The following is a 20,768-nucleotide window of genomic DNA, read 5'->3' as shown; positions in this document are numbered from 1 at the left end:
CATGCACCGCGCTCGCAAACGATTTGGCCAAAACTTTTTGCAGGACAACGGAATTATTTATTCCATTGTTGCGCTTATCAATCCTAGTGCGGATATGCATGTCATTGAGATTGGTCCTGGCCTAGGTGCGTTAACACTCCCTTTGTTGAGTAATCTTGATCACCTAGACCTTTTGGAGATTGACCGTGATTTGGTAGCTTTTTGGAATGAGAAAAATCTCAAAGGTCTCACAGTGATTGAGGGCGATGCGCTCAAGTTTGACTTTTTGACATGGGCTCAGAATAGATCGACCAAGCAAGGCTTATGTAAAGTGGTTGGCAATCTGCCATACAACATTTCATCACCCCTGCTATTTCATTTGGTTTCTGCGGCAGCCTCAATTGATGAGCAGGTATTTATGTTGCAAGCAGAAGTAGTAGAAAGAATGGTTGCGAAGGCCGGAAGCTCTGATTTCAGTCGTCTGTCGGTCATGCTGCAAGCTCGTTACGATATGGAGTTGGTATTAGAGGTTCCCCCGGAAGCTTTTGACCCTCAGCCTAAGGTGAACTCGGCTGTAGTTCGAATGATCCCCAGAAGGGATTTCACGTTGACTGATGCTCAATGGAATTCATTGGAAAAAGTAGTTGCCGCCGCTTTCTCTCAAAGAAGAAAAATGTTGCGGACTAACTTGAGTGCTTTTTCAGACAGATTAAGTCTCACGGAGATAGAGCTTAAGGCGAGAGCCCAGGACATTTCTGTTGACCGCTACATTGAGTGGTCTAAAGTTCTAGCCTCATAAATCAATATTCAGTCCTGACTCAGCACTGAATTGCTACTTTCTAGTGAATTATTGATAAGCGCTGGGGTCAATCACACGCATTTCAGCTTCAATCCAGCCTTCTACTTCGCGCTGGAGCTCTTCTGCTGATTTGTTTGTTGAGCTAATCGCGGGACCAATTGAAAAGATGACTGTGCCTGGTTCCTTGATAAAGCTATTTTTCGGCCAGCAACGACCAGCGTTGTGCGCAATCGGAATTACTAGTGCATCTGTAGCACTCGCAAGACGTGCTCCACCTTTGCGATAAGGCTTAGTTGATCCAATAGGAGTTCTAGTGCCTTCCGGAAAGAGCATGATCCATTTGCCTTCACTTAAGCGTTTACGGCCTTGAGTCGCTACAGAGTGGGCTGCTGTCTGCTTATTGGAACGATTAATGTGGATCATCTTCAGAAGCGCTAGGGCCCAACCAAAGAAAGGAATCCAGAGAAGTTCACGCTTAAAGACAAAGCAAAGTTGTTTTGGTAGCAGTGCTATATACGCAATAGTTTCGTAAGCGGACTGATGCTTACTTAAGATGATGACGCGCTCATTGAGTACTGCCCGCATGTTTTCCATGCCGCGGATTTCATAATGAATGCCGCACAATGGCTTTAATAAGGCGATAACGATTTTGTTCCAGAGTCCAATAAAGGTATAGCGGTTTTCAGGACTCAGAAATAGAAAGGCTAGCATGCATAGCACTGACCAAATGGGTGTGAAGATCACTAAAAATATGGCAAAGAGGGTGGAGCGAATCAATTTCACGATGGGTCTAAGCCTTATTTTCTAAAAGTGCATTTGCAAAAGCCAGTAGATCAGCATGAATTTGCGTGCCTTCAGGTAGGTCACCTTTTGTAAGCGTCTTTTCACCCTTGCCGGTGAGCACTAGGTGAGGTGAAGCTCCTAAGGCTACTCCAGCTTGAAGATCTCGTAAAGAATCCCCTACTATAGGAACGCCTGTCAGTGGTTTGGTGCTATCTGTCCTCTTATAGCGCAATGCAATTTCTTTCATCATGCCTGGTGCGGGTTTACGGCAATCACATTGATGTGAATCTTGATGAGGGCAAAAGAAGATGCTGTCGATATGACCGCCTAATGGCTTTAATAAAGTTTCCATTTTGCTATGCATAGCATGTAAATCATTAATTGTGAAGTAGCCTCTGGAGAGGCCTGATTGATTGGTTGCCAAAGCAATTTGATAGCCTGCTTGATTGAGTAAGGCTATCGCTTCTAAGCTTCCTGGAATGGGAATCCATTCATCTACTGACTTCACATAGTCATCGCGATCTTCATTGATCACGCCATCGCGATCAAGAATGACTAATTTAGTAGAGCTGGTGCTCATGCTAATTTGCCGAGATCGGCAACGAGATTCATTTTCTGGTGAAGTTGTTGCAGGAGAGCGAGGCGATTATCACGTAGCTCAGGATTGGGATCCATGACCATCACATCCGCAAAGAACTGATCAATTGGTCCGCTCAAAGCGACCAGCGCTCTTAAGAATTCAACAAATTGACGCTTCTCATAAGCAGCATTGAGGGCAGGGGTCACCGCTTCCAATGCATTGTGTAACGCTGCCTCTGCTGGAATTTGCAGTAATTTGACTGAACACGTTGTAGGAATAGCGGTAGTGGTTTTCTTCAGAATATTGCTGATGCGCTTATTGGCGGCAGCTAATTGAGCCGCTTCTGCTAGAGCATTAAATTCGCGCAGGGCAGTTAATCGCTCGATCAAGTCATTAATTTGTGCTGGGTCTTGGCTCAGGACAGCGTCAATCTCCGCACTAGTAAACGCTTTACCAGCAACTGATTGATCGCGCAAATAGGCGCGTAAGCGATCAATAATGAAGGCATAGATATCAGCAGCTTTTGCTTTTTCTTGCACATCAGCCTGGGGAAACTGCGCACGGGCTAATTCGATTAATTCAGGCAAATTCAGCGAAAGATTTTTTTCTAAGAGCAAGCGGCAAATACCTAGGGCATGACGACGTAGGGCATACGGGTCTTTATCGCCAGTAGGGGCAAGCCCAACACCCCAAATGCCAACTAAGGTTTCTAGTTTGTCGGCAATGGCTAAGATCGTGCCAGTTTGGGTTTGCGGCAATGCGTCACCTGCAAAGCGCGGCATATAGTGTTCGCTGCAAGCACTAGCAACATCAGCATTCTCGCCATCATGCGTGGCGTAATAACGCCCCATGATGCCTTGTAACTCCGGGAACTCGCCAACCATATCAGTTAGTAAGTCTGTCTTAGCAATTTCTGCAGCGCGTGAAGCTAGCTTTTCATCGGCACCCAGTTTCTTGGCGATACCTACAGCTAACCCTTGAACGCGCTTAGTTCGATCTAGCTGATTGCCTAGTTGATTGTGATAAACGACCTTGCCAAGATCTGCCACTCGAGAAGCCAAAGGGCGCTTTTGATCTTGCTGGAAGAAGAAGCGGGCATCAGATAAGCGGGGACGTACAACACGCTCATTGCCTGAAATAATGGCATCGGGCTTACTTGTTTCAATGTTAGAAGCAATCAAGAAGCGATTACGTAATTTGCCTTGCTTGTCTGTCAATGCAAAATACTTTTGATTGGTTTGCATGGTCAAAATCAAGCATTCTTGAGGTACCTCTAAGAACTCTTGATCAAAATGGCATTCATAGATGGCCGGCCACTCAACAAGGGCTGTTACTTCATCTAGAAGGCTATCTGGCATCAATACCAAATCATCGCCAGCCGCTTTTAATAGGGCAGCTTCAATTTGCGCCCGCCGCTGATTAAAGCTAGCAATAATCTTTGCTTTGGACTGGAGCTCGGTCTCGTATTGGTCTGCATTCGTAATGGTAATGAGGCCAGGAGCTAAAAAACGATGGCCTTCAGTTTGATTGGCTGCATCAATACCTAAAGCACTGATGTTTAAAGTAGTAGCACTATGTAGTGCGATGATGCGGTGGGCAGGACGAGCAAATTGCACGTCAGCCAATCGACCATCCTTTTGTAACACTTGGTAGTGCATCATTTTTGCAATGGGCAGCTTGCTCAATGTTTGCTCAAGCGCAGCCTGCGCTGTTTGCTCAAGAGATGCACCTTTAGCAATGACATTAAGGTACAGGGCTTCATTCTTACCCTCACCCGCTTTTTCTAAAGTCGCAAGATCAATATCTCCATACCCTAGAGCACCCAATTTTTTGAGTAGTGGTGGGGTTGCTTTACCTTCAGCGTCAAATGCAATGCTAGTAGGTAATAATTTTTCCCGCACAGGGTAGTTCGGCGCTTGATTAAGAACGTTAGTGACTTGTACGGCTAAACGACGCGGGGTTGCAAAGCCGGTCATTTTGGATGATTCGGATGCAAGGCCGGCTGTTTTGAGTGCTGCAAAGATGCCTTCGCTAAATGCATCGCCCAAGCGACGCAGAGTCTTAGGTGGCAGTTCTTCGGTAAATACCTCGATCAATAAAGTCGCTGATTGAGGATTTGAATTAGATTTGCTCATAAGTGGAATGCAGAAATCTCGATGCGCTTAAGCCTGAGCTTTAGCTTGACGTTGACACATGGGGAAGTCCAGTTTTTCTCTAGACTCAAAGTAGGCCTGAGCCACTGCGCGAGAAAGATTGCGAATGCGGCCTATATAGGCTGCGCGCTCAGTAACCGAGATAGCGCCACGCGCATCCAGCAAATTAAATGTGTGCGCCGCTTTAAGAACCATCTCGTAAGCAGGTAGTGCTAGTGGAACTTCCATCAAACGCTTTGCTTCACTTTCATAGTTTGTGAAGTTGGCAAAGAGTAAATCAGTATTGGAGTGTTCAAAGTTGTAGCAAGATTGCTCCACTTCATTCTGGTGATATACATCACCATAAGAGATGCCGTCGGCCCATACTAAGTCGTAGACGTTAGAGCAGTTTTGGATATACATTGCCAAACGTTCAATGCCGTAGGTAATCTCACCAAGAACAGGCTTGCAATCTAAGCCACCTACTTGTTGGAAGTAAGTGAACTGGGTCACTTCCATGCCGTTGAGCCAAACTTCCCAACCAAGGCCCCATGCACCTAATGTTGGGTTTTCCCAATCGTCCTCTACAAAACGAACGTCATTCTCTTTAAGGTCTAAGCCCAAAGCGGCAAGAGATCCCAAGTAAAGATCAAGAATGTTTTCAGGCGCTGGTTTGAGAACTACTTGATATTGATAGTAGTGTTGTAAGCGATTTGGATTTTCACCATAGCGACCATCTTTAGGTCGGCGGGATGGCTGAACATAAGCTGCTTTCCAAGGCTCAGGTCCAATGGCGCGTAAGAAGGTTGCGGTATGGGATGTACCGGCACCAACCTCGAGGTCGATAGGTTGCAATAGGGCGCAACCTTGTTGGTCCCAATAATCTTGAAGTTTGAGAATGATTTGCTGAAAAGTAAGCATGATTAACCTGGCTAAGCCTTTGATTTTACATGGCTAGAGCGCTCGGGAGTTAAAAAAGCTTAAAAACGCCCGTGACGAATCAGACCCCAAAGCAAGAGCAGGCAAGAAATACCCAAAATCGGTAAATTGCCCCAAATGACATAAGGTGTTTTTCCAGAATAAGCCTGGACTTGGGTGCTGAGGGTTGTTTGGGTAAATTCTGGGAGCACTTTAATTACTTTGCCATCAGGACCAAGAACTGCAGTAATTCCTGTATTGGTGGCACGCAAGGCAGGAAGCCCAGTTTCCAGGGAGCGCAATTGTGAAAGCCTGAGTTGTTGAGTGGATGCTTGAGAATCCCCAAACCAGGCTAGATTGGTCATATTGATGAGTAGGTTGACTGGCTGATCGCTGTGTTGAATGCGAGAGGCAAGTTCACCACCAAAGACGTCTTCATAGCAAATCGTAATTGCCGCATGAAGATCATCTTGATCCTTGCGCACAATCGCAAAAGGGGGTTGATCTAGCTTTCCTCTTGCAAAGTCGCTCATGGGTACATGAAAGGCTTTGACGAACCACTGAAAACCTAGAGGAATAAATTCTCCAAAGGGAACGAGATGGGCTTTATCGTATTGATAGGGCAATGCATTGGGCGAAAGTCCAGTAGCGCGATTCGAATACTGCATACCACCTTCTCCAGGCACTTCGCCGATCAAGCCAAGCAGAATGTTGCTACTGCTCTTATTAGAAAAGTTTTGCAAGTAATCCAATAGGCCAATGGGTAAATTAGGAAGTGGCCATGGAAACGCAGTCTCAGGAATGATGATGAGGTTAGCTGCCTCTTTGGTAATTTCTCCGGCATAGAAATCAATTTGCCTACCAATAGCTTGAGGATTGAATTTCAGACTTTGTTCAAAGTTGCCTTGAATTAAGCGAACGCTAATTAGCTCTCCAACTGGCTTGGTAAAGGTAATCAATCCAGCACTTTGAGAGATGCCAACAGCAATCAAGATGAGTAGCGCGCTAGAAATGACATGCTTACGGGCTTGGTAAATTTCCCAGGAGGCCCACACCGCCAAAAAGGTGCATGCTAGCCCACCAAAGAAGGGGGCGACGGGCGCAAATGGGCCGTTGAACTGGGTTTCCGCAAAACCCATCCAAGGAAATCCAGTGAAGATGTAGCCCCGTAGAAATTCCGCAAGAACCCAACTCGCTGCCAGCAGCATGCCAAATAAGCGATTCTGTTTAAACAGTGGAATAGCAAGTGTTGCCAATGAGAAATAGAGAGCCACATAAGCAGAGAGTAGAAATACACCCATACAAGCGAGTGGCGCACTCATGCCACCAACATCATGCAGACTGATGTAAAGCCACCATAGACCAACAACAAAATACGCAATGCCGAATGAGAGGCCTAAGAAAAATTGTTTTTTTAAGGATATGGACTTTTGATCAAGACGCCACCAGAGAAGGCTGAGAACGGGGATCTGAATCCAGCCACCATAAGGTAACTCAGCAACGGCAGCAAGGGCAGCTCCTAATACAAGCAGAATGCATACCGAAAAGATTTTGATGCTCATACCCGAATGATTGGAGTGCTGATCAAGCAATGTAAATCTCAGTCTGATTTTTTATTGGATTGTCGTGCAAGCAGAATATGAATTTGTCTTGGGTCGGCGCGCTGCACTTCAAATTCAATGCCGCCTATTTCAATGAGCTCACCCATTTTAGGGACGCGGCCTAAATGCTGGATCACCAAGCCCGCCACAGTCTCAATATCTTCCACTTCAAAATGAGTGCCAAGCCTTTCATTAAATTGCTCAAGCTCGGTAATACCTTTAACGCGGATATCGCCATTATCTAAAGCGATGAGGTTGTCTGCTTCTTCATCGACATCATGCTCATCCTCAATATCGCCAACGATCTGCTCGAGCACATCTTCAATGGTAATGATGCCGGCAACGCCGCTATATTCGTCAACTACGATAGCTAAATGGTTACGGTTATCTTTAAAGTCTCGCAATAAGACGCTAAGACGTTTAGATTCTGGAATGAATACTGCAGGTCGCAACCAGTCGCGCACCTGAAAATCTTTTTCAGTAGCGTGACGTAATAAATCTTTTGCCAACAAAATGCCAATGACGTTATCTCGACTGCCTTCGAATACGGGAAAGCGTGAGTGAGCTGCTTCAATAACGCTCTTAATGATTTCAGAGAGAGGCTGGCCGATATCGATCCAATCAATTTGGGCGCGAGGCACAAGGATGTCGCGAGCGCATAACTGCCCTACTTGAAAAACACCCTCAATCATGGAGAGAGCATCCGCATCAATTAATCCCTCAGCCTGAGCTTCCCGAAGGGTATCAATCAGTTCTTGACGGCGCTCACTGGGTTCAGTTGGCTGCGGAGTTAAAAAATCAGCCAAGCGGTCTAAAAGGGATTTATTGGGGTCAGGCATATAGCAAGAATAGCGTAGAAATATGGCAAATCAAGAATAGGGGTTAGCAAAGCCCAATTTTTGGAGAATTTGGATTTCCAGGGCCTCCATTTTTTTAGCATCCCGGCCCACCTCGTGATCATGACCTTGAGCATGAAGGCAGCCGTGCACAATTAAATGGGCCAAATGGGCTTTTAGTAATTTACTTTGCTCTTTGGCTTCTTTTTGCAGAACCGGTAGGCAAAAAATAATATCTGCTACTACAGCTTCTTTTGAAAGCTCGTAAGGAAAAGTTAAAACATTGGTGGCGTAATCTTTTTGACGAAAAGCAAAATTTAGCTTTTTACCTTCCGCAGCATTCACAAAGCGAAGGGTAATTAAGCCACCAAGTGTCGTGGAACTCTTGACCCATTTTTTAATTAGGGTTGAGGAAGCTGCTTTATTGACGGCAGCCTCAATCGCCGGACTGGCGTATTGCAGCTCAATCGTTAGCTTGGGAGAGAAACTTTTTTTATTGGCTGACATGGGCTTCTACCAACTCGCCTCTGAGGGTGTAGTTCAGAACTTCCGTAATGCGAATGTCTACGAATTGACCAATAAGACTCTCAATATCTTGATCGGGTGCTGTGAAGTGAATGACACGATTATTTTCAGCACGACCCTGTAAGTTGACGCCATCCTTTGCAAGACCCTCAATTAATACTCTTTCAGTATTACCCAGCATTTTTTGGCTAATTTGGTTTGCCTGTCCCTCAACCAATGCCAATAAAGTTTGGAGGCGCTTGAGTTTTACCTCGTAAGGTGTGTCATCGTGAAGGTTTGCCGCAGGAGTTCCTGGGCGTGGACTAAAGATAAAACAAAAGCTGTTATCAAAGTTCAGATCCTGAACCATTTTGAGTAGCTTCTCAAAGTCAGCCTCAGTTTCACCTGGAAAGCCTACGATGAAATCACTCGACAGTGTCAGGTCGGGACGAACAGAGCGCATCTTACGAATAATGCTCTTGAACTCTAGGGCTGTATAGCCGCGCTTCATCGCTGAGAGCATAGAATCCGAGCCATGTTGTACTGGCAAATGTAGGTGACTTACAAGCTTAGGCACTTTAGCGTAGACGTCGATGAGGCGTTGTGTAAATTCTTTAGGGTGGCTGGTAGTAAAGCGGATCCGCTCAACCCCAGGAATGTCAGCGATGTATTCAATCAATAGAGCAAAGTCAGCGATTTCTTCGGTATCACCCATCTTGCCAAGATAAGCATTCACATTTTGACCAAGCAGAACAATTTCTTTGACGCCTTTACTTGCTAGACCAGCAACTTCAGTGAGGACATCATCAAATGGCCTAGAGACTTCTTCGCCACGCGTATAGGGCACAACACAGTAGCTGCAATACTTGGAGCAACCTTCCATGATGGAGACATATGCCGAGCCACGAGTTTGGCGAGATGCAGGAAGATGATCAAACTTTTCTATTTCGGGGAAAGAGATATCTACTTGAGAGACTCCAGTTTTGCGACGCTGTGCAATGAGGTGGGATAAGCGATGGAGTGTTTGAGGTCCAAACACCACATCAACGTAAGGAGCGCGACTAACAATTTGTTGGCCTTCTTGACTGGCAACGCAGCCGCCAACACCAATTAGTAAGTCAGGCTTCGTTTTTTTGAGTTCACGTAGCCGTCCCAAATCTGAAAAGACTTTGTCTTCTGCTTTCTCGCGGATAGAACAAGTATTCAGAAGAACCACGTCTGCATCTTCCGGTCGATCTGTCATGACCATGCCTTCATCGGCATGCAGGAGGTCTGCCATTTTTCCCGAGTCGTACTCGTTCATTTGACAGCCAAAGGTTTTGATATAGAGCTTTTTCATATGCCGTTCTCAGGTTTATAGCTGGGGGCGAAGCTCAGATTTTACTGCCTAAGACCAAAGTTGTTCTTATATGAGCCTGTAAGCCAGAATTGCCACGATAGTGGGCGGAATAGCTGCCGTCAGTAAATATAGTGCTGAAACCGTATGTCCAGGAAAGTGGCCACGCAAGATCGCAATACCGGCTGGGTTGGGAGCATTAGCAATAACGGTGAGGCCACCACCAGCAACCGCTCCACCCACTAATGCCAGTTTGAACTCCGGTGAGGTGCCGGTTACCAATGATCCTAAATAGGTGAGTGCCGCATTGTCAGTGAAAGCAGTCAAAACAAGACTGCCATAAAAGACTGCGGTAGGGCTCATCATTTCAAGAATAGGTTGCAGCCACCATCCTTGTAATGCACCCAATACTACTAAGCCACCCAGGAAGAAGCCGACTAAAAGTGCCTCTTTCAGAATGAGAGGACTTTGATGTTTTGGATATGCTGTGGTGTAACCAATAAAGAAAAGCAGAATCCACGTGAAAATAATCGGATCATGCGCAAAGTAAACCACTCCAAATAAAAAAAGCAGATGCGTCAAAATGACTGCTAAAGGAATTTTTACATCCCTTTTATCGGTATTAGGTTCAATCAATTGGCGATGAAATAAAAGAGTTGCTGCCAGAGCATTGATGAAGATTGCAATGCAAGACTCTAGACCAAAGTTGCTAAACATAAATGCTGAACTCCATCCCCAGGTAGAGGCCACCATGAGAACAGGCGGAGCAGCAAAGTTGGTAAGTGTGCCTCCAATGGAGATGTTCACAAAGAGCACCCCAAGAGTGCCAAACAGAAGCGCTTTAGAGCATTGGTGACGATAGACAAGATCGCGCAATAAAAAAGCAGCCAGAGTCATCGCTGCGGGCTCAGTAATCAGGGAGCCAAGGAGTGGTGTGGCCCCTAGGGTTAAAAAATATAAGGCAGGGGCACTTCTGATGCGAAATAGATATTGCAGGCCATTGGCCAGCACATGCAAGATTTGAGTAGAAACATACAGAATAGGTTTTGTGCCAGCCACAATCATGATGGCAAAGACAAAGAGTGGTTCTGTGAAATTGCGTTTATTGAGAAAGCTCTTGGCAGTCCCTAAGTCGTCATAGAAGGAAATGAAAATAACCAATATGGCAGCCCAAAAACCAAAAACAATTTCTACTTCGCCAAGCAGATGCCAAAGACCGGCATGCCGAGGCGATTTTTTAGCAATTGTTTCAAAATAGCCCGTGCAAAAGGTATGCAAAACAGCAATTGCAAAAATAATGCTTGCGCCAAGTTCTGTAGGGGTAAAGTTCATAGCAGAATGGTAGCAGGTGCTTGGTGACACTAAGGCATTGTTAATTTAGGAGATTTTGGTGAAATTAAAGATTGGGTATCAAGCGCTGATTCAGGAGGCAATCGCTGAAATTGAGACGCTTTCCGTGGAAAAGGCGTCAGATTTACTGGCGGATCCAAATGTGGTGTTTGTGGATATAAGGGATGTTCGTGAGTTAGAGCGAGAGGGCATGATTCCGAATGCGCTGCATGCGCCCAGGGGGATGTTGGAGTTTTGGGTTGACCCAGATAGCCCTTATTACAAGCCAATCTTTGGCGAAGGCAAGAGGCTGGTGTTGTATTGCGCCTCGGCTTGGCGTTCGGCCTTAGCAACGCAAACTCTCCAGAAAATGGGCGTACCCAACATTTGTCACTTAGAAGGTGGCTTTAGCGCTTGGAAGAAGGCGCAATTACCCGTTGCAGAAAAAGTAAGTAAATCCCTTTCGGGTTAAATTCAGTCTTGATCATTTCTTCGGGTTAATAATTTTTTAGGATTTTTATGAGAAAAGTAGTTTCACAGTTTGGCCAAGGCCCTCTTCAGCAGAAATTAACTGCTGGTGATTTACATTTTTTGTCTGATGCTGAAGTGTCTAAAGGCGGCTCTGGTACTGGCCCAAGTCCTCACGAGTATCTTGGTGCTGCTTTGGCAGCCTGTACTTCAATGACCCTAAAGATGTACGCTGGGCGCAAAGAAATGAAATTAGACAATGCGATTGTGACTGTGGATATTGAGCGGCATGATGATGTTGAAACATTCTCCCGTGACATTCAGTTACAAGGCAATTTGAGCGCTGAAGAAAAAGAGCGCTTACTTGAGATTGCACACAAATGCCCTATCCACAAAGCATTGGCAGGCCAAATCCAAATAAAAACCCAGCTGGTAAATTAATACGAGCTGGGTTGGTATTGCTGAACTCGGGCCTCAATAGGCCTGGGTATTCTGCTTAGTTAGGCTTATTAATTAGGTGCCTGAGCTGGCTGATTATTTTTACCAGCGTTATAGCCAGAGTTGTAATTAGCAGCTTCATTTTTCTTGTAAGCATCATAGACATAGCCAGATGCTGCACCCACTGCTGCACCACCAACTGCGCCCCAGATAGGATTGCCGTGGAAGATTGCGGTACCAACAGCACCAGCTGCTGCGCCAATGCCTGCGCCTGAAAGTGTGCGTTGCTCTGTATTGCTCATGTTTGAGCAACCAGCGATTGCTAATATTGCTGCGGTAATTGCGATAATTTTTTTCATCTCAACTGATCCTTTAAATGGGTATTAGTTTGTCTAAGTTGCTTTAATTATTTTCTGGCGCAAGGGAAGCGTGAAGCTAAGAAGCCCAAGAAAACGCCTGCTGCTGGTTTGTCTGCAACTTGTGGGGTGCTATTGGCAAACTTCACAAAATCACCAATGACTTCATCACGTGCTGGAGCAGGTTGCTTAACGCAAATAAATGGCTTCGCACGTTGTGGGTGACGAGTTGCTAAATAAGTTTCATAAACAGAAGTAGTAAAACCAATACAGAAGCTACGGGATTCTGGGCTTGCAGGAAGTTTGCAAACATTCGCGAGCTCTTGCGTGCTTAATACCTTGATGGTTTCTTGTGCTTGAGCAAGACCGGAAAATGCGGCTAAAGCGGCCAATGCGATGAGGATTTTTTTCATGGGTTCTCCCTTAGGTGTATGTAAAAACGATGATAAACCAAAAAAATTCTTATACAACAGGGCGCCAACTAAACTAGTAATACTGCTTTATCGCTACAACGTTTATCCATGCCCTGAATGATACCTATAATAAGTAATGGCTATATTTGAACTAGACGGAAATGCCCCTCATCTAGCTGAGGGTGCTTGGGTTGCCGACAGCGCAGAAGTGATCGGCAAGGTTGAACTTCATCAAGATGCGAGTATCTGGCCCAAAGTTGTTATCCGCGGCGATAACGACCTCATTCAAATCGGCGCAGGCAGCAATGTGCAAGATGCTTCTGTTTTGCACACCGATCCAGGCTATCCACTCATCATTGGTAAGCAGGTCACTGTTGGTCATCAAGTGATGCTGCATGGTTGTCACATTGGAGATGGTAGTTTGATTGGCATTGGCGCAGTCATTTTGAATGGCGCGAAGATTGGAAAAAACTGTCTCGTTGGTGCGGGCGCACTTGTTACCGAAGGAAAAGAATTTCCGGATGGATCCATGATTTTGGGAACTCCCGCTAAGGCGGTAAAAGAGTTGACCCCGGAGCAGATCGCTGGCATCCACGATATCGCTGGTCGCTATGTCAAAAATGCGCAGCGTTATGTCAAGACCCTGAAGAAAATTTCCTAATCTCTTAAATATCACCCGTTAAATATTTTGCTCTACGTATTTAATGTAGTTCTCCCAGTATTTCTACTCATCTTGATTGGGTATGTTGGTGGGCGTGCTGGTAAGTTAGGCATTAACGCTTCAGTTGAGCTCAATCGTTTTGTGGTTTGGTTGGCATTACCTGCGCAACTCTTTAACTTTGCTGCGAATAGTGGCTGGCAAACACTATGGCAACCCGGTTTCATCACTGCATTTTTTCTAAGTTGTTTAATTGTTTTTATCCTGGTGCTCTTGGTGAGTTGGGTGCGTCATCGAGATTTGGCAGCCGCTAGCTTTGATGGCCTAAGTGCCTCTTATTCAAATACGGGATATATGGGCATTCCTTTATGTGCACTTGCCCTTGGTCAAGATGGTTTGGCACCTGCGATCATTTCTACCTTCATTGTGTTTGTCATGTTTGCTTTAGCCACAGTCTTGATTGAGATTGGCATCTTGTCGCATAAGAAGCCGCACGAGATTGGGTTGAGCGTCATTCAATCGCTTTGTACCAACCCCTTATTAGTAGCTCCAGTTGCGGGTCTGTTGTGGGCCTCGAGCGATTTAACTTTATACGACCCCATTGCACAAGTGATTGCATTCTTAGCAGCCGCATCGACACCTTGTGCTCTCGTTTCCATCGGTTTATTTCTGATGCAAAAAAGTACTGCGGCTCCTGCTCAGGCTTGGGGTATCAGTTTGGCAAAGCTGATTCTGCAACCCTTGATTGCTTGGGTCATTGCGGACCCCATCTTGGAACTACCGGCATTATGGGTGAGTGCCATTGTCATACTCAGCGCGCTCCCAACTGGTACGGGCCCCTTTATGTTGGCGCAGTACTACAAAGCTGACGGTAGCGTGATTTCTAGAGTGGTATTAATTACTACCGTGAGTTCTTTGCTGACGCTCTCTTTATTTCTGTGGTGGAACAACGGGATTTAATCCTTCGGCATCCATTTGTTTTTCCCAAGAGGCATCAATAAAAGCGGGTAATGTCATGCACTCATGAAAGATTCGCATGAGAGTGGGGTAGGGCTTCACATCCACTTTTGCGCTTAGTGCATTAAATAGCTGAGGTACTAAGCAGACATCAATCAAGCCTGGTTGATCGCCATAGGAAAATCTCCCAACCCGTGGATCCAGACTTAATTGCATCTCTACACTCTCGAGTCCAACCTTGATCCAGTGCCCATACCATTCATCCTTCGCCTCACTGCTGATACCGAGTTTTTTGATCAGGTAACGCAATACCCGCAAATTATTCATTGGGTGAATATCGCTCGTAATATCCATTGCAATAGCACGTACCCATGCGCGATCAATCGCTATTGTTGGTAGGAGTGGTGGCTCAGATTGAATATCTTCGAGGTACTCAATAATGGCTAAGGATTGATGAATACTTTTTTCACCATCTTCCAGAAGAGGTACTAAGCGATTGGGATTTTTCTTGCCATATTCCTCGCCCAATTGATCTCCGCCATTTTTACCGAGATGAACGGGGATGATTTCGTAATCCATGGCCTTAAGATTGAGGGCAATGCGAACCCGAAAAGCAGCAGAGCTACGCCAAAAGCTATACAGCTTGGAGGTCATATCAACACCTTATTTGCACTCATAGCTAACAGTATATTGAGGATGGTCATTCCAGTCTGCGCTCAGACAAAGTGCATTAGACTCATTCTTATGGAAGACATTAATTTCTGGATTGGCATCATTGCAACCATGGCCTTTGCGGTAACGGGTGTCTTAGCTATTGCAGATCGTGGCGTAGACCTCTTTGGCGTCTTGGTGCTGGGTTTAATTACCGCCATTGGCGGCGGTACCATTCGTGACATTATTTTAGAAGCACCCATTTTCTGGTCTGAGAACCAAATGTATGTGTGGCTTGCGCTCGGCGCTAGCATCCTCACCTTCTTTGCAGAATCTTTCTTTACCCAGCCGCAAATTTATCGGTGGATGCTGTATATCGACGGATTTGGTGCCGCACTCTTTGCTATTCAGGGGGCTGATAAGGCGTGGAGCATGGGTTATGGTCTACCTGTGGCGCCAGTCATCTTAGGTGTTATTACTGCCATTGGCGGTGGTTTATTGCGCGATGTTTTGGCTGGCAGAAAAACGCTCATCATGTCGCATGAGCTTTATGCCATTCCAGTGACGTTGGGTTGCTGTGCATATGTCCTGGTGCTGAACTTCTTTCCTCAGTATGTAGTCGAGGGCTCTGTGATTTGCATGCTTGGAATTTTTGGACTGCGCGCAGCTGCTATTTACTGGGATCTGCACGTACCCAAAATGTTTATTACTAAAACACGCTAATTGCATCAACGCTGGGCTCATAGGTGTTGCGTAGCTACCCCTAATTCCCAAATATCTCGGGAAAACCCCGATCCTATTTGATGGGGAATTACCCTAACTAGTGGATTTCTTTGAATTTTTTCAAAGCATAATCGATCCGTTGTTATTTATTTAATAAAAATAGTTAGGAGCTACTGATGTCAACATCAACTAAAGCAGCCCCAATGACCGCTGAAGAACGCAAAGTTATCTTTGCATCATCTTTAGGTACGGTTTTTGAGTGGTACGACTTTTATCTTTACGGTTCACTTGCGGCAATTATTGCTAAGCAATTCTTCTCTGGCCTAGATGCTGGCTCTGCCTTCATTTTCGCTTTGTTAGCGTTTGCTGCTGGTTTCATCGTGCGTCCATTTGGCGCGTTGGTGTTTGGTCGTCTAGGCGATTTGATTGGTCGTAAATACACCTTCTTGGTAACCATCCTATTGATGGGCGGCGCAACTTTCATCGTGGGTATTCTGCCTAACTATGCAACTATCGGTGTTGCTGCTCCAGTGATCTTGATCGCATTGCGTATGCTTCAAGGTTTGGCTTTGGGCGGTGAGTACGGTGGTGCTGCTACTTACGTTGCAGAACACGCTCCTCATGGTCGTCGTGGTGCATACACAGCTTGGATTCAGACAACAGCTACCTTAGGCTTGTTCCTCTCCTTGCTCGTGATTTTGTTCACACGTGAATTCACTGGTCCAGACTTTGACGTTTGGGGCTGGCGCATTCCTTTCATCGTTTCTATTGGATTGTTGGCAGTTTCTGTATGGATTCGTTTGTCCATGAATGAATCTCCAGCTTTCAAGAAGATGAAAGAAGAAGGCAAATTGTCTAAAGCGCCTTTGACAGAGTCATTCGGTCAATGGAAGAACTTGAAGATTGTGATCTTGGCATTGTTTGGTCTGGTTGCAGGTCAAGCGGTGGTTTGGTACACAGGTCAGTTTTACGCTTTGTTCTACCTCACACAAGTGTTGAAAGTGGATGCTAAGACAGCGAACTTGTTGATTGCTGGTTCATTAGTAATCGGCACACCATTTTTTGTGGTCTTTGGTAGCTTGTCTGACAAGATCGGTCGTAAAGTGATCATCATGGGCGGTTTGTTATTGGCTGTAATTACTTACATCCCTAACACCCCTGTTTCCGTGTTTAATGCTTTGACACACTTTGCTAACCCAGCGTTGGAAAAGGCAATGGCAACAGCGCCAGCAACTATTACTGCTGACCCAGCTGAATGTACATTCCAGTTCAACCCAACTGGTACAGCGAAGTTCACAAGCTCTTGCGATATTGCAAAACAAGTGATGGCTTCGAACTCTGCTAGCTATACAACTGTTACGGCTCCAGCTGGTGCCACCGCTGTTGTGAAAATTGGCGATATCGAAATCCCTGGATATACATCTAAGGGCATTGATCCTGCTGAAGCAAAAGCGAAAGATGCTGAGTTTAAGAAGGCAATTCGTGAGGCTTTGAACAAGGAAGGCTATCCTGTTAAGGCTGATCCAGCACAGATTAACTACGTTGCTGTGTTGTGCTTATTGGTGTACTTAGTGCTCTTGGTAACCATGGTTTATGGCCCAATCGCTGCGATGTTAGTTGAGATGTTCCCAACTCGTATTCGTTATACCTCTATGTCCTTGCCATACCACATTGGTAACGGTTGGTTCGGTGGCTTGTTGCCAACGATCTCCTTCGCCTTAGTAGCGCAAAACGGTAACATTTACTACGGTCTCTGGTACCCAATCATCATCGCTGCGATGACATTGGTAATCGGTACACTGTTTGTACGTGAAACTAAAGACGTAGATATCTACGCACGTGACTAAGCAGTTTTAGTCTGCATCAAATAAGAAACCCGATCAGAAATGGTCGGGTTTTTTTATTCCCACAAATCTTTTTGATTGCGACCATTTAAGAGCTTTTGATTTTGCTGGTCAATAGAGATTTCTCTTGGACCTGGAATCAACGTAATTTCAGTTCCAGCAGTGAGAGCTCCAGTTTTGAGTACCCGCAAATACCAACCACTAAAGCTAGATTGCAGCATTGCTTTGCTTGCACCCTTATAACCAAGAGCAGCGTTGAACTTAAAACAAGGTTCACGAAGTTTGACAACGGAGAATTCCAGCCCTCCTATTTGCAGGCGATCCCCAACAAACACTTCTGTTTCTAGCAGGCCTTCGACTGTGAAGTTCTCGCCGATAGCACCATGCCGTAGGTCAACTGGCTGCTTAGTTTCTCTAGCGAGCAGTTCATTCCAGAATGTGTAGTGCTCTGCTGGATAAACGTAGATTGCTTTTTCAATTCCGCCGTGTACCGATAGGTCAGCTTGCTCATCGCCTTTAACACCAAGCGGGGTAATTTCAACTGGGGCAGGATTGCCTATATTGCTCACCACCTGCTTGCGAATGGCTGAAGCAACTGATTTGTAATTGGGGTGGTGATTGCCAAACAAAGGAGCTGCCTTCCCGGCAGAAATAGAAAGAAGTTTCATGAAGTAAAGAGGGTGATTAAAAGATGTTTATTAGTAGCGGCAGCGCGCATCACTCTTGTATTTGGTGAAGTACACAATGAGGTCTGCCTCGGATTTATATTGGGTGTAGTAAATCACGGCACGCGCATCACTTTTATATTTTGTATAGAACCAGACGCCAGGCTCGTTATCACTCGAGTATTGAGTGTCATACACAAGGCAGTTTGCTTCTGACGGATATTTGGTGACAAAAACTTTTGCATTTGCTTCTGATGGGTAATTGGTGATGAAGATTTGAGCTGCGGATGCAGTCGTGGGGATGCAACTACTCAAGAGCAAAAAGCTAAGAACGCGCACCAGAAATGAATTCATCATTTGGGAATATTACGCCTTCTACTTTTTAGGTGCTCATCTGGCTGATATGATCACAGGATGAATGCCTCTCAAAAAAAATCTGTTTTTGTATTGAGCCAACTGGCCTTGGTATTTCTTTGTGCTGTAGCGAGTTCAAGTATTTACGCTAAGTGGGATGAAGAGCGTGACATGACTACCAACGGCAAAGAGGAGTTGGTCTACTACTTCAAAAATAATGAGCAGGGTCAAAAGCTCGTCTTAGATAAATATGTAAAGCGCCTAATTTTTATACGTCCCGATAAGCTCTATAAGCGCTCAATCAAGCAAATCAAGATTGATGGGGTGGTGGTAGATGTCAATAGCGACCCTTTTTCACATTACCCCGAGCAAACCGCAATTGTCTTTGAGAATAAGGATGAAGTGCTTAAAAAACTCTTTTTAGCCAAGAAAATCGAATTTAATGTCCTTTATGGCCGGGATGAGGCTGTCAGTACCTTTCAGATCAAATAAGTACCTAGACACCCCTAATGGCGAGAAGGCTCGATTCGTTTAGACAGATGCATTCCGATCATTTACAATAGTGAGTTCGGCGAATTAGCTCAGCTGGTTAGAGCGACGGAATCATAATCCGCAGGTCCGGGGTTCAAATCCCTGATTCGCCACCAAATCTAAAGGCCATTGCCCCTCGGCAGTGGCCTTTTTCTTAGGTTGCTAGGTATATGGCTAAATTTTGGAATTTTGTTATTTTCCAGCTTGGTTGGTTTGCCTGTGTTCTCGGCGCAGCCAATAAAGATGTGCTTTGGGCGGTGGTTGCTACCCTAGCCTATATTGCTTTCCACGCTTGGCGTTCACCTTCTCCCAAAACAGAAATCAGCCTTTTATTGAAAGCCTTTGTCTTTGGTTTGATGGCCGACACTCTCATCATGCATATGGGCTACTTGGATTTTCGGGATGATTGGCCGTCACCGTATTTGTCGCCTCTCTGGATGTGGGTCTTGTGGGTTTTGGTGGCAACCACCATTAATGGTTCCTTGACTTGGTTGCGCGGCAGGCCTGTTTTGGGGGCTGTTTTGGGCGGCATTGCTGGCCCGATGTCCTATGAGGCTGGTATTCGGATGGGGGCTGGATCTTGGGTCCCCGGTAGTGAAATCACTGGATTTATCCTGGTAGGAGTGGTCTGGGCGGTCGCTATACCCCTCTTTTTCTATTGGGACCGAGTCAATCAAGTACAACCTAGTCAAAAATCCGTAAATTCAGCTTAAAAGACGCTTGCAAAGACTACTGTTTTTATATACAGTAACTCCTAAGTTGTTACACAGTAGATAAAACTTCGGGAAAAAGCCCAGTACATAGCGAAAAGGGAATAAAAAATGGCCTTGGATAACAAAAAGCAATCAGCCTCTTCAGAATTTGAAGGAATGAGCGGAGACAAGCAAAAAGCATTAACTGCAGCACTGGCGCAAATTGAGAAACAGTTTGGCAAAGGTTCAATCATGAGATTGGGTGATGCTGAAATTAGCCAAGACATTCAGGTGGTGTCTAGTGGTTCACTCGGATTAGATATCGCTCTTGGAGTTGGTGGTCTTGCGCGTGGGCGCGTGATTGAAATCTACGGCCCAGAATCTTCTGGCAAAACTACTTTGACATTGCATGCGATTGCAGAAATGCAAAAGCTAGGCGGCACTTGCGCATTTATTGACGCAGAGCACGCTTTAGATGTGCAGTACGCATCACGTCTCGGCGTGGATGTAAATAATCTGTTGATCTCCCAACCGGATACTGGTGAACAAGCATTAGAAATTGCAGATGCATTAGTTCGCTCAGGTTCTATTGATTTAATCGTCATCGACTCTGTTGCTGCTTTGGTTCCAAGAGCTGAGATCGAAGGCGATATGGGTGACTCCTTACCAGGCTTGCAAGCGCGTTTGATGAGTCAAGCTTTGCGTAAGTTGACTGGCGCCATTAAGCGTACCAACACGACTGTGATCTTCATTAACCAGATTCGTATGAAGATTGGTGTGATGTTTGGTTCTCCAGAAACCACTACTGGCGGTAATGCGCTGAAGTTCTACGCCTCTATGCGTTTAGACATCCGTCGTATTGGCAGCATCAAAAAAGGCGATGAGGTTGTTGGTAATGAAACCCGCGTGAAAGTTGTGAAGAACAAGGTTTCTCCTCCATTCCGCGAAGCAATTTTTGACATTATGTACGGTGCTGGTATTTCTAGAGAAGGCGAAATTATTGATATGGGTGTCGAAGCTGACCTCGTTGAAAAGTCAGGCTCTTGGTATAGCTATAACGGCGATCGCATTGGTCAAGGCAAAGACAATGTGCGCGAGTTCTTGAAAGAGAACCCAGCCATTGCTAAAGATATCGAAGCAAAGATCCGTGAAAAATTAGGCGTTAAATCTGGTTCAGCAGTAGTAACAGATGTGCTGAGCGAGGAAGAGGAAGTCGAATAA

At 45.5% G+C, this 20,768-nt stretch carries 24 protein-coding genes and 1 tRNA gene; 11 read left to right on the top strand and 14 right to left on the bottom strand.

Features of this window, described 5'->3' with window-relative positions; genetic code table 11:
• The first annotated feature begins 1 nt into the window (after window position 1).
• A complete protein-coding gene (gene rsmA, locus ICN44_RS03800; protein WP_216262780.1) occupies window positions 2-778 on the top strand; it encodes a 16S rRNA (adenine(1518)-N(6)/adenine(1519)-N(6))-dimethyltransferase RsmA in 777 nt (258 codons plus the stop codon).
• A gap of 48 nt (window positions 779-826) precedes the next feature.
• Here rsmA and ICN44_RS03795 read toward each other — a convergent pair whose 3' ends face one another.
• From ICN44_RS03795 to ICN44_RS03755, 9 genes are all read right to left on the bottom strand, one after another.
• Complete coding sequence (locus ICN44_RS03795) at window positions 827-1,561, bottom strand: 1-acyl-sn-glycerol-3-phosphate acyltransferase (protein WP_216262779.1); 735 nt, start codon at window positions 1,559-1,561, stop codon at window positions 827-829.
• Between the two features lie 7 nt (window positions 1,562-1,568).
• Window positions 1,569-2,141 carry a D-glycero-beta-D-manno-heptose 1,7-bisphosphate 7-phosphatase gene (gene gmhB, locus ICN44_RS03790; protein WP_216262778.1) on the bottom strand — a complete coding sequence of 191 codons (573 nt, stop codon included), beginning with the start codon at window positions 2,139-2,141 and terminating at the stop codon, window positions 1,569-1,571.
• Window positions 2,138-4,276, bottom strand: a complete 2,139-nt coding sequence (gene glyS, locus ICN44_RS03785) for a glycine--tRNA ligase subunit beta (RefSeq protein WP_216262777.1) — start codon at window positions 4,274-4,276, stop codon at window positions 2,138-2,140. Before glyS ends, gmhB begins: the two co-directional genes overlap by 4 nt.
• 27 nt (window positions 4,277-4,303) lie before the next feature.
• Entirely contained in the window at window positions 4,304-5,194 is an 891-nt protein-coding gene (glyQ, locus tag ICN44_RS03780; RefSeq protein WP_216262776.1) for a glycine--tRNA ligase subunit alpha, read from the bottom strand.
• A gap of 59 nt (window positions 5,195-5,253) precedes the next feature.
• Complete coding sequence (gene lnt, locus ICN44_RS03775) at window positions 5,254-6,753, bottom strand: apolipoprotein N-acyltransferase (RefSeq protein WP_216262775.1); 1,500 nt, start codon at window positions 6,751-6,753, stop codon at window positions 5,254-5,256.
• Window positions 6,754-6,791: 38 nt separating this feature from the next.
• Window positions 6,792-7,631, bottom strand: coding sequence for an HlyC/CorC family transporter (locus ICN44_RS03770; protein WP_215321026.1), 840 nt, complete (start codon window positions 7,629-7,631; stop codon window positions 6,792-6,794).
• A gap of 30 nt (window positions 7,632-7,661) precedes the next feature.
• The gene (ybeY, locus tag ICN44_RS03765) at window positions 7,662-8,135 is read right to left on the bottom strand and encodes an rRNA maturation RNase YbeY (RefSeq protein ID WP_216262774.1); all 474 of its coding nucleotides are present in this window, start codon (window positions 8,133-8,135) and stop codon (window positions 7,662-7,664) included.
• Window positions 8,122-9,471: a tRNA (N6-isopentenyl adenosine(37)-C2)-methylthiotransferase MiaB gene (gene miaB / locus ICN44_RS03760; RefSeq protein WP_216262773.1), complete on the bottom strand. Its 1,350-nt coding sequence runs from the start codon at window positions 9,469-9,471 to the stop codon at window positions 8,122-8,124. The genes ybeY and miaB overlap by 14 nt, the downstream gene beginning before the upstream one ends.
• Before the next feature lie 66 nt (window positions 9,472-9,537).
• Window positions 9,538-10,800 (bottom strand): putative Na+/H+ antiporter, encoded by a 1,263-nt coding sequence (locus ICN44_RS03755; RefSeq protein WP_216262772.1) that lies wholly within the window; start codon window positions 10,798-10,800, stop codon window positions 9,538-9,540.
• Between the two features lie 58 nt (window positions 10,801-10,858).
• Here ICN44_RS03755 and ICN44_RS03750 point away from each other — a divergent pair, with 58 nt between their 5' ends.
• Together ICN44_RS03750 and ICN44_RS03745 are read left to right on the top strand one after the other, a co-directional pair.
• Entirely contained in the window at window positions 10,859-11,269 is a 411-nt protein-coding gene (locus tag ICN44_RS03750; protein WP_216262771.1) for a rhodanese-like domain-containing protein, read from the top strand.
• A 47-nt stretch (window positions 11,270-11,316) separates the two neighbouring features.
• A complete protein-coding gene (locus ICN44_RS03745) occupies window positions 11,317-11,706 on the top strand; it encodes an OsmC family protein (RefSeq protein ID WP_216262770.1) in 390 nt (129 codons plus the stop codon).
• 68 nt (window positions 11,707-11,774) lie between these two features.
• Here the strand turns inward: ICN44_RS03745 and ICN44_RS03740 are convergent, their stop codons facing one another.
• Both ICN44_RS03740 and ICN44_RS03735 read right to left on the bottom strand, forming a co-directional pair.
• Window positions 11,775-12,062, bottom strand: a complete 288-nt coding sequence (locus ICN44_RS03740) for a glycine zipper domain-containing protein (RefSeq protein ID WP_216262769.1) — start codon at window positions 12,060-12,062, stop codon at window positions 11,775-11,777.
• Between the two features lie 47 nt (window positions 12,063-12,109).
• On the bottom strand, window positions 12,110-12,472 hold the full coding sequence (locus tag ICN44_RS03735) for a Rap1a/Tai family immunity protein (protein WP_215358624.1): 363 nt from the start codon (window positions 12,470-12,472) through the stop codon (window positions 12,110-12,112).
• 136 nt (window positions 12,473-12,608) lie between these two features.
• Between ICN44_RS03735 and ICN44_RS03730 the strand changes: the two genes are divergently transcribed.
• On the top strand, window positions 12,609-13,133 hold the full coding sequence (locus tag ICN44_RS03730; protein WP_215362135.1) for a gamma carbonic anhydrase family protein: 525 nt from the start codon (window positions 12,609-12,611) through the stop codon (window positions 13,131-13,133).
• Between the two features lie 27 nt (window positions 13,134-13,160).
• The gene (locus tag ICN44_RS03725; RefSeq protein WP_216262768.1) at window positions 13,161-14,090 is read left to right on the top strand and encodes an AEC family transporter; all 930 of its coding nucleotides are present in this window, start codon (window positions 13,161-13,163) and stop codon (window positions 14,088-14,090) included.
• Here the strand turns inward: ICN44_RS03725 and maiA are convergent.
• Window positions 14,061-14,741 carry a maleylacetoacetate isomerase gene (gene maiA / locus ICN44_RS03720; protein WP_216262767.1) on the bottom strand — a complete coding sequence of 227 codons (681 nt, stop codon included), beginning with the start codon at window positions 14,739-14,741 and terminating at the stop codon, window positions 14,061-14,063. The genes ICN44_RS03725 and maiA overlap by 30 nt on opposite strands.
• A gap of 90 nt (window positions 14,742-14,831) precedes the next feature.
• Here maiA and ICN44_RS03715 point away from each other — a divergent pair, with 90 nt between their 5' ends.
• Together ICN44_RS03715 and ICN44_RS03710 are read left to right on the top strand one after the other, a co-directional pair.
• Complete coding sequence (locus ICN44_RS03715; protein ID WP_216262766.1) at window positions 14,832-15,461, top strand: trimeric intracellular cation channel family protein; 630 nt, start codon at window positions 14,832-14,834, stop codon at window positions 15,459-15,461.
• A gap of 176 nt (window positions 15,462-15,637) precedes the next feature.
• Complete coding sequence (locus ICN44_RS03710; RefSeq protein WP_216262765.1) at window positions 15,638-17,308, top strand: MFS transporter; 1,671 nt, start codon at window positions 15,638-15,640, stop codon at window positions 17,306-17,308.
• A gap of 53 nt (window positions 17,309-17,361) precedes the next feature.
• On the opposite strand, the gene ICN44_RS03705 is transcribed toward ICN44_RS03710, so the two are convergent.
• Together ICN44_RS03705 and ICN44_RS03700 are read right to left on the bottom strand one after the other, a co-directional pair.
• A complete protein-coding gene (locus ICN44_RS03705; RefSeq protein WP_216262764.1) occupies window positions 17,362-17,973 on the bottom strand; it encodes an MOSC domain-containing protein in 612 nt (203 codons plus the stop codon).
• A 30-nt stretch (window positions 17,974-18,003) separates the two neighbouring features.
• A complete protein-coding gene (locus ICN44_RS03700) occupies window positions 18,004-18,327 on the bottom strand; it encodes a DUF6150 family protein (RefSeq protein WP_216262763.1) in 324 nt (107 codons plus the stop codon).
• 57 nt (window positions 18,328-18,384) lie between these two features.
• Between ICN44_RS03700 and ICN44_RS03695 the strand changes: the two genes are divergently transcribed.
• The 4 genes from ICN44_RS03695 to recA all read left to right on the top strand — a co-directional run bounded on the left by ICN44_RS03695 (window position 18,385) and on the right by recA (window position 20,768).
• A complete protein-coding gene (locus tag ICN44_RS03695) occupies window positions 18,385-18,816 on the top strand; it encodes a hypothetical protein (protein WP_216262762.1) in 432 nt (143 codons plus the stop codon).
• Between the two features lie 78 nt (window positions 18,817-18,894).
• A tRNA-Met gene (locus ICN44_RS03690) sits at window positions 18,895-18,971 on the top strand.
• 54 nt (window positions 18,972-19,025) lie between these two features.
• The gene (locus tag ICN44_RS03685) at window positions 19,026-19,568 is read left to right on the top strand and encodes a DUF2878 domain-containing protein (protein ID WP_216262761.1); all 543 of its coding nucleotides are present in this window, start codon (window positions 19,026-19,028) and stop codon (window positions 19,566-19,568) included.
• A 114-nt stretch (window positions 19,569-19,682) separates the two neighbouring features.
• Window positions 19,683-20,768, top strand: a complete 1,086-nt coding sequence (gene recA / locus ICN44_RS03680) for a recombinase RecA (protein WP_370624865.1) — start codon at window positions 19,683-19,685, stop codon at window positions 20,766-20,768.

The sequence above is a fragment of the Polynucleobacter sp. JS-Fieb-80-E5 genome (assembly GCF_018882015.1).
Lineage (GTDB): Bacteria > Pseudomonadota > Gammaproteobacteria > Burkholderiales > Burkholderiaceae > Polynucleobacter.
Note: the sequence above shows the minus strand (reverse complement) of the source record. Positions and strands in the feature narration are given on the sequence as shown.

What these genes read in the sequence shown, in the direction of transcription:
- rsmA (WP_216262780.1), top strand. Translation starts at nt 2, where the DNA reads ATGCACCGCGCTCGCAAACGATTTGGCCAAAACTTTTTGCAGGACAAC.
- gmhB (WP_216262778.1), bottom strand. Translation starts at nt 2,141, where the DNA reads ATGAGCACCAGCTCTACTAAATTAGTCATTCTTGATCGCGATGGCGTG.
- glyS (WP_216262777.1), bottom strand. Translation starts at nt 4,276, where the DNA reads ATGAGCAAATCTAATTCAAATCCTCAATCAGCGACTTTATTGATCGAG.
- glyQ (WP_216262776.1), bottom strand. Translation starts at nt 5,194, where the DNA reads ATGCTTACTTTTCAGCAAATCATTCTCAAACTTCAAGATTATTGGGAC.
- lnt (WP_216262775.1), bottom strand. Translation starts at nt 6,753, where the DNA reads ATGAGCATCAAAATCTTTTCGGTATGCATTCTGCTTGTATTAGGAGCT.
- ICN44_RS03770 (WP_215321026.1), bottom strand. Translation starts at nt 7,631, where the DNA reads ATGCCTGACCCCAATAAATCCCTTTTAGACCGCTTGGCTGATTTTTTA.
- ybeY (WP_216262774.1), bottom strand. Translation starts at nt 8,135, where the DNA reads ATGTCAGCCAATAAAAAAAGTTTCTCTCCCAAGCTAACGATTGAGCTG.
- miaB (WP_216262773.1), bottom strand. Translation starts at nt 9,471, where the DNA reads ATGAAAAAGCTCTATATCAAAACCTTTGGCTGTCAAATGAACGAGTAC.
- ICN44_RS03755 (WP_216262772.1), bottom strand. Translation starts at nt 10,800, where the DNA reads ATGAACTTTACCCCTACAGAACTTGGCGCAAGCATTATTTTTGCAATT.
- ICN44_RS03745 (WP_216262770.1), top strand. Translation starts at nt 11,317, where the DNA reads ATGAGAAAAGTAGTTTCACAGTTTGGCCAAGGCCCTCTTCAGCAGAAA.
- ICN44_RS03740 (WP_216262769.1), bottom strand. Translation starts at nt 12,062, where the DNA reads ATGAAAAAAATTATCGCAATTACCGCAGCAATATTAGCAATCGCTGGT.
- ICN44_RS03735 (WP_215358624.1), bottom strand. Translation starts at nt 12,472, where the DNA reads ATGAAAAAAATCCTCATCGCATTGGCCGCTTTAGCCGCATTTTCCGGT.
- ICN44_RS03730 (WP_215362135.1), top strand. Translation starts at nt 12,609, where the DNA reads ATGGCTATATTTGAACTAGACGGAAATGCCCCTCATCTAGCTGAGGGT.
- maiA (WP_216262767.1), bottom strand. Translation starts at nt 14,741, where the DNA reads ATGACCTCCAAGCTGTATAGCTTTTGGCGTAGCTCTGCTGCTTTTCGG.
- ICN44_RS03715 (WP_216262766.1), top strand. Translation starts at nt 14,832, where the DNA reads ATGGAAGACATTAATTTCTGGATTGGCATCATTGCAACCATGGCCTTT.
- ICN44_RS03710 (WP_216262765.1), top strand. Translation starts at nt 15,638, where the DNA reads ATGTCAACATCAACTAAAGCAGCCCCAATGACCGCTGAAGAACGCAAA.
- ICN44_RS03705 (WP_216262764.1), bottom strand. Translation starts at nt 17,973, where the DNA reads ATGAAACTTCTTTCTATTTCTGCCGGGAAGGCAGCTCCTTTGTTTGGC.
- ICN44_RS03700 (WP_216262763.1), bottom strand. Translation starts at nt 18,327, where the DNA reads ATGATGAATTCATTTCTGGTGCGCGTTCTTAGCTTTTTGCTCTTGAGT.
- ICN44_RS03695 (WP_216262762.1), top strand. Translation starts at nt 18,385, where the DNA reads ATGAATGCCTCTCAAAAAAAATCTGTTTTTGTATTGAGCCAACTGGCC.
- ICN44_RS03685 (WP_216262761.1), top strand. Translation starts at nt 19,026, where the DNA reads ATGGCTAAATTTTGGAATTTTGTTATTTTCCAGCTTGGTTGGTTTGCC.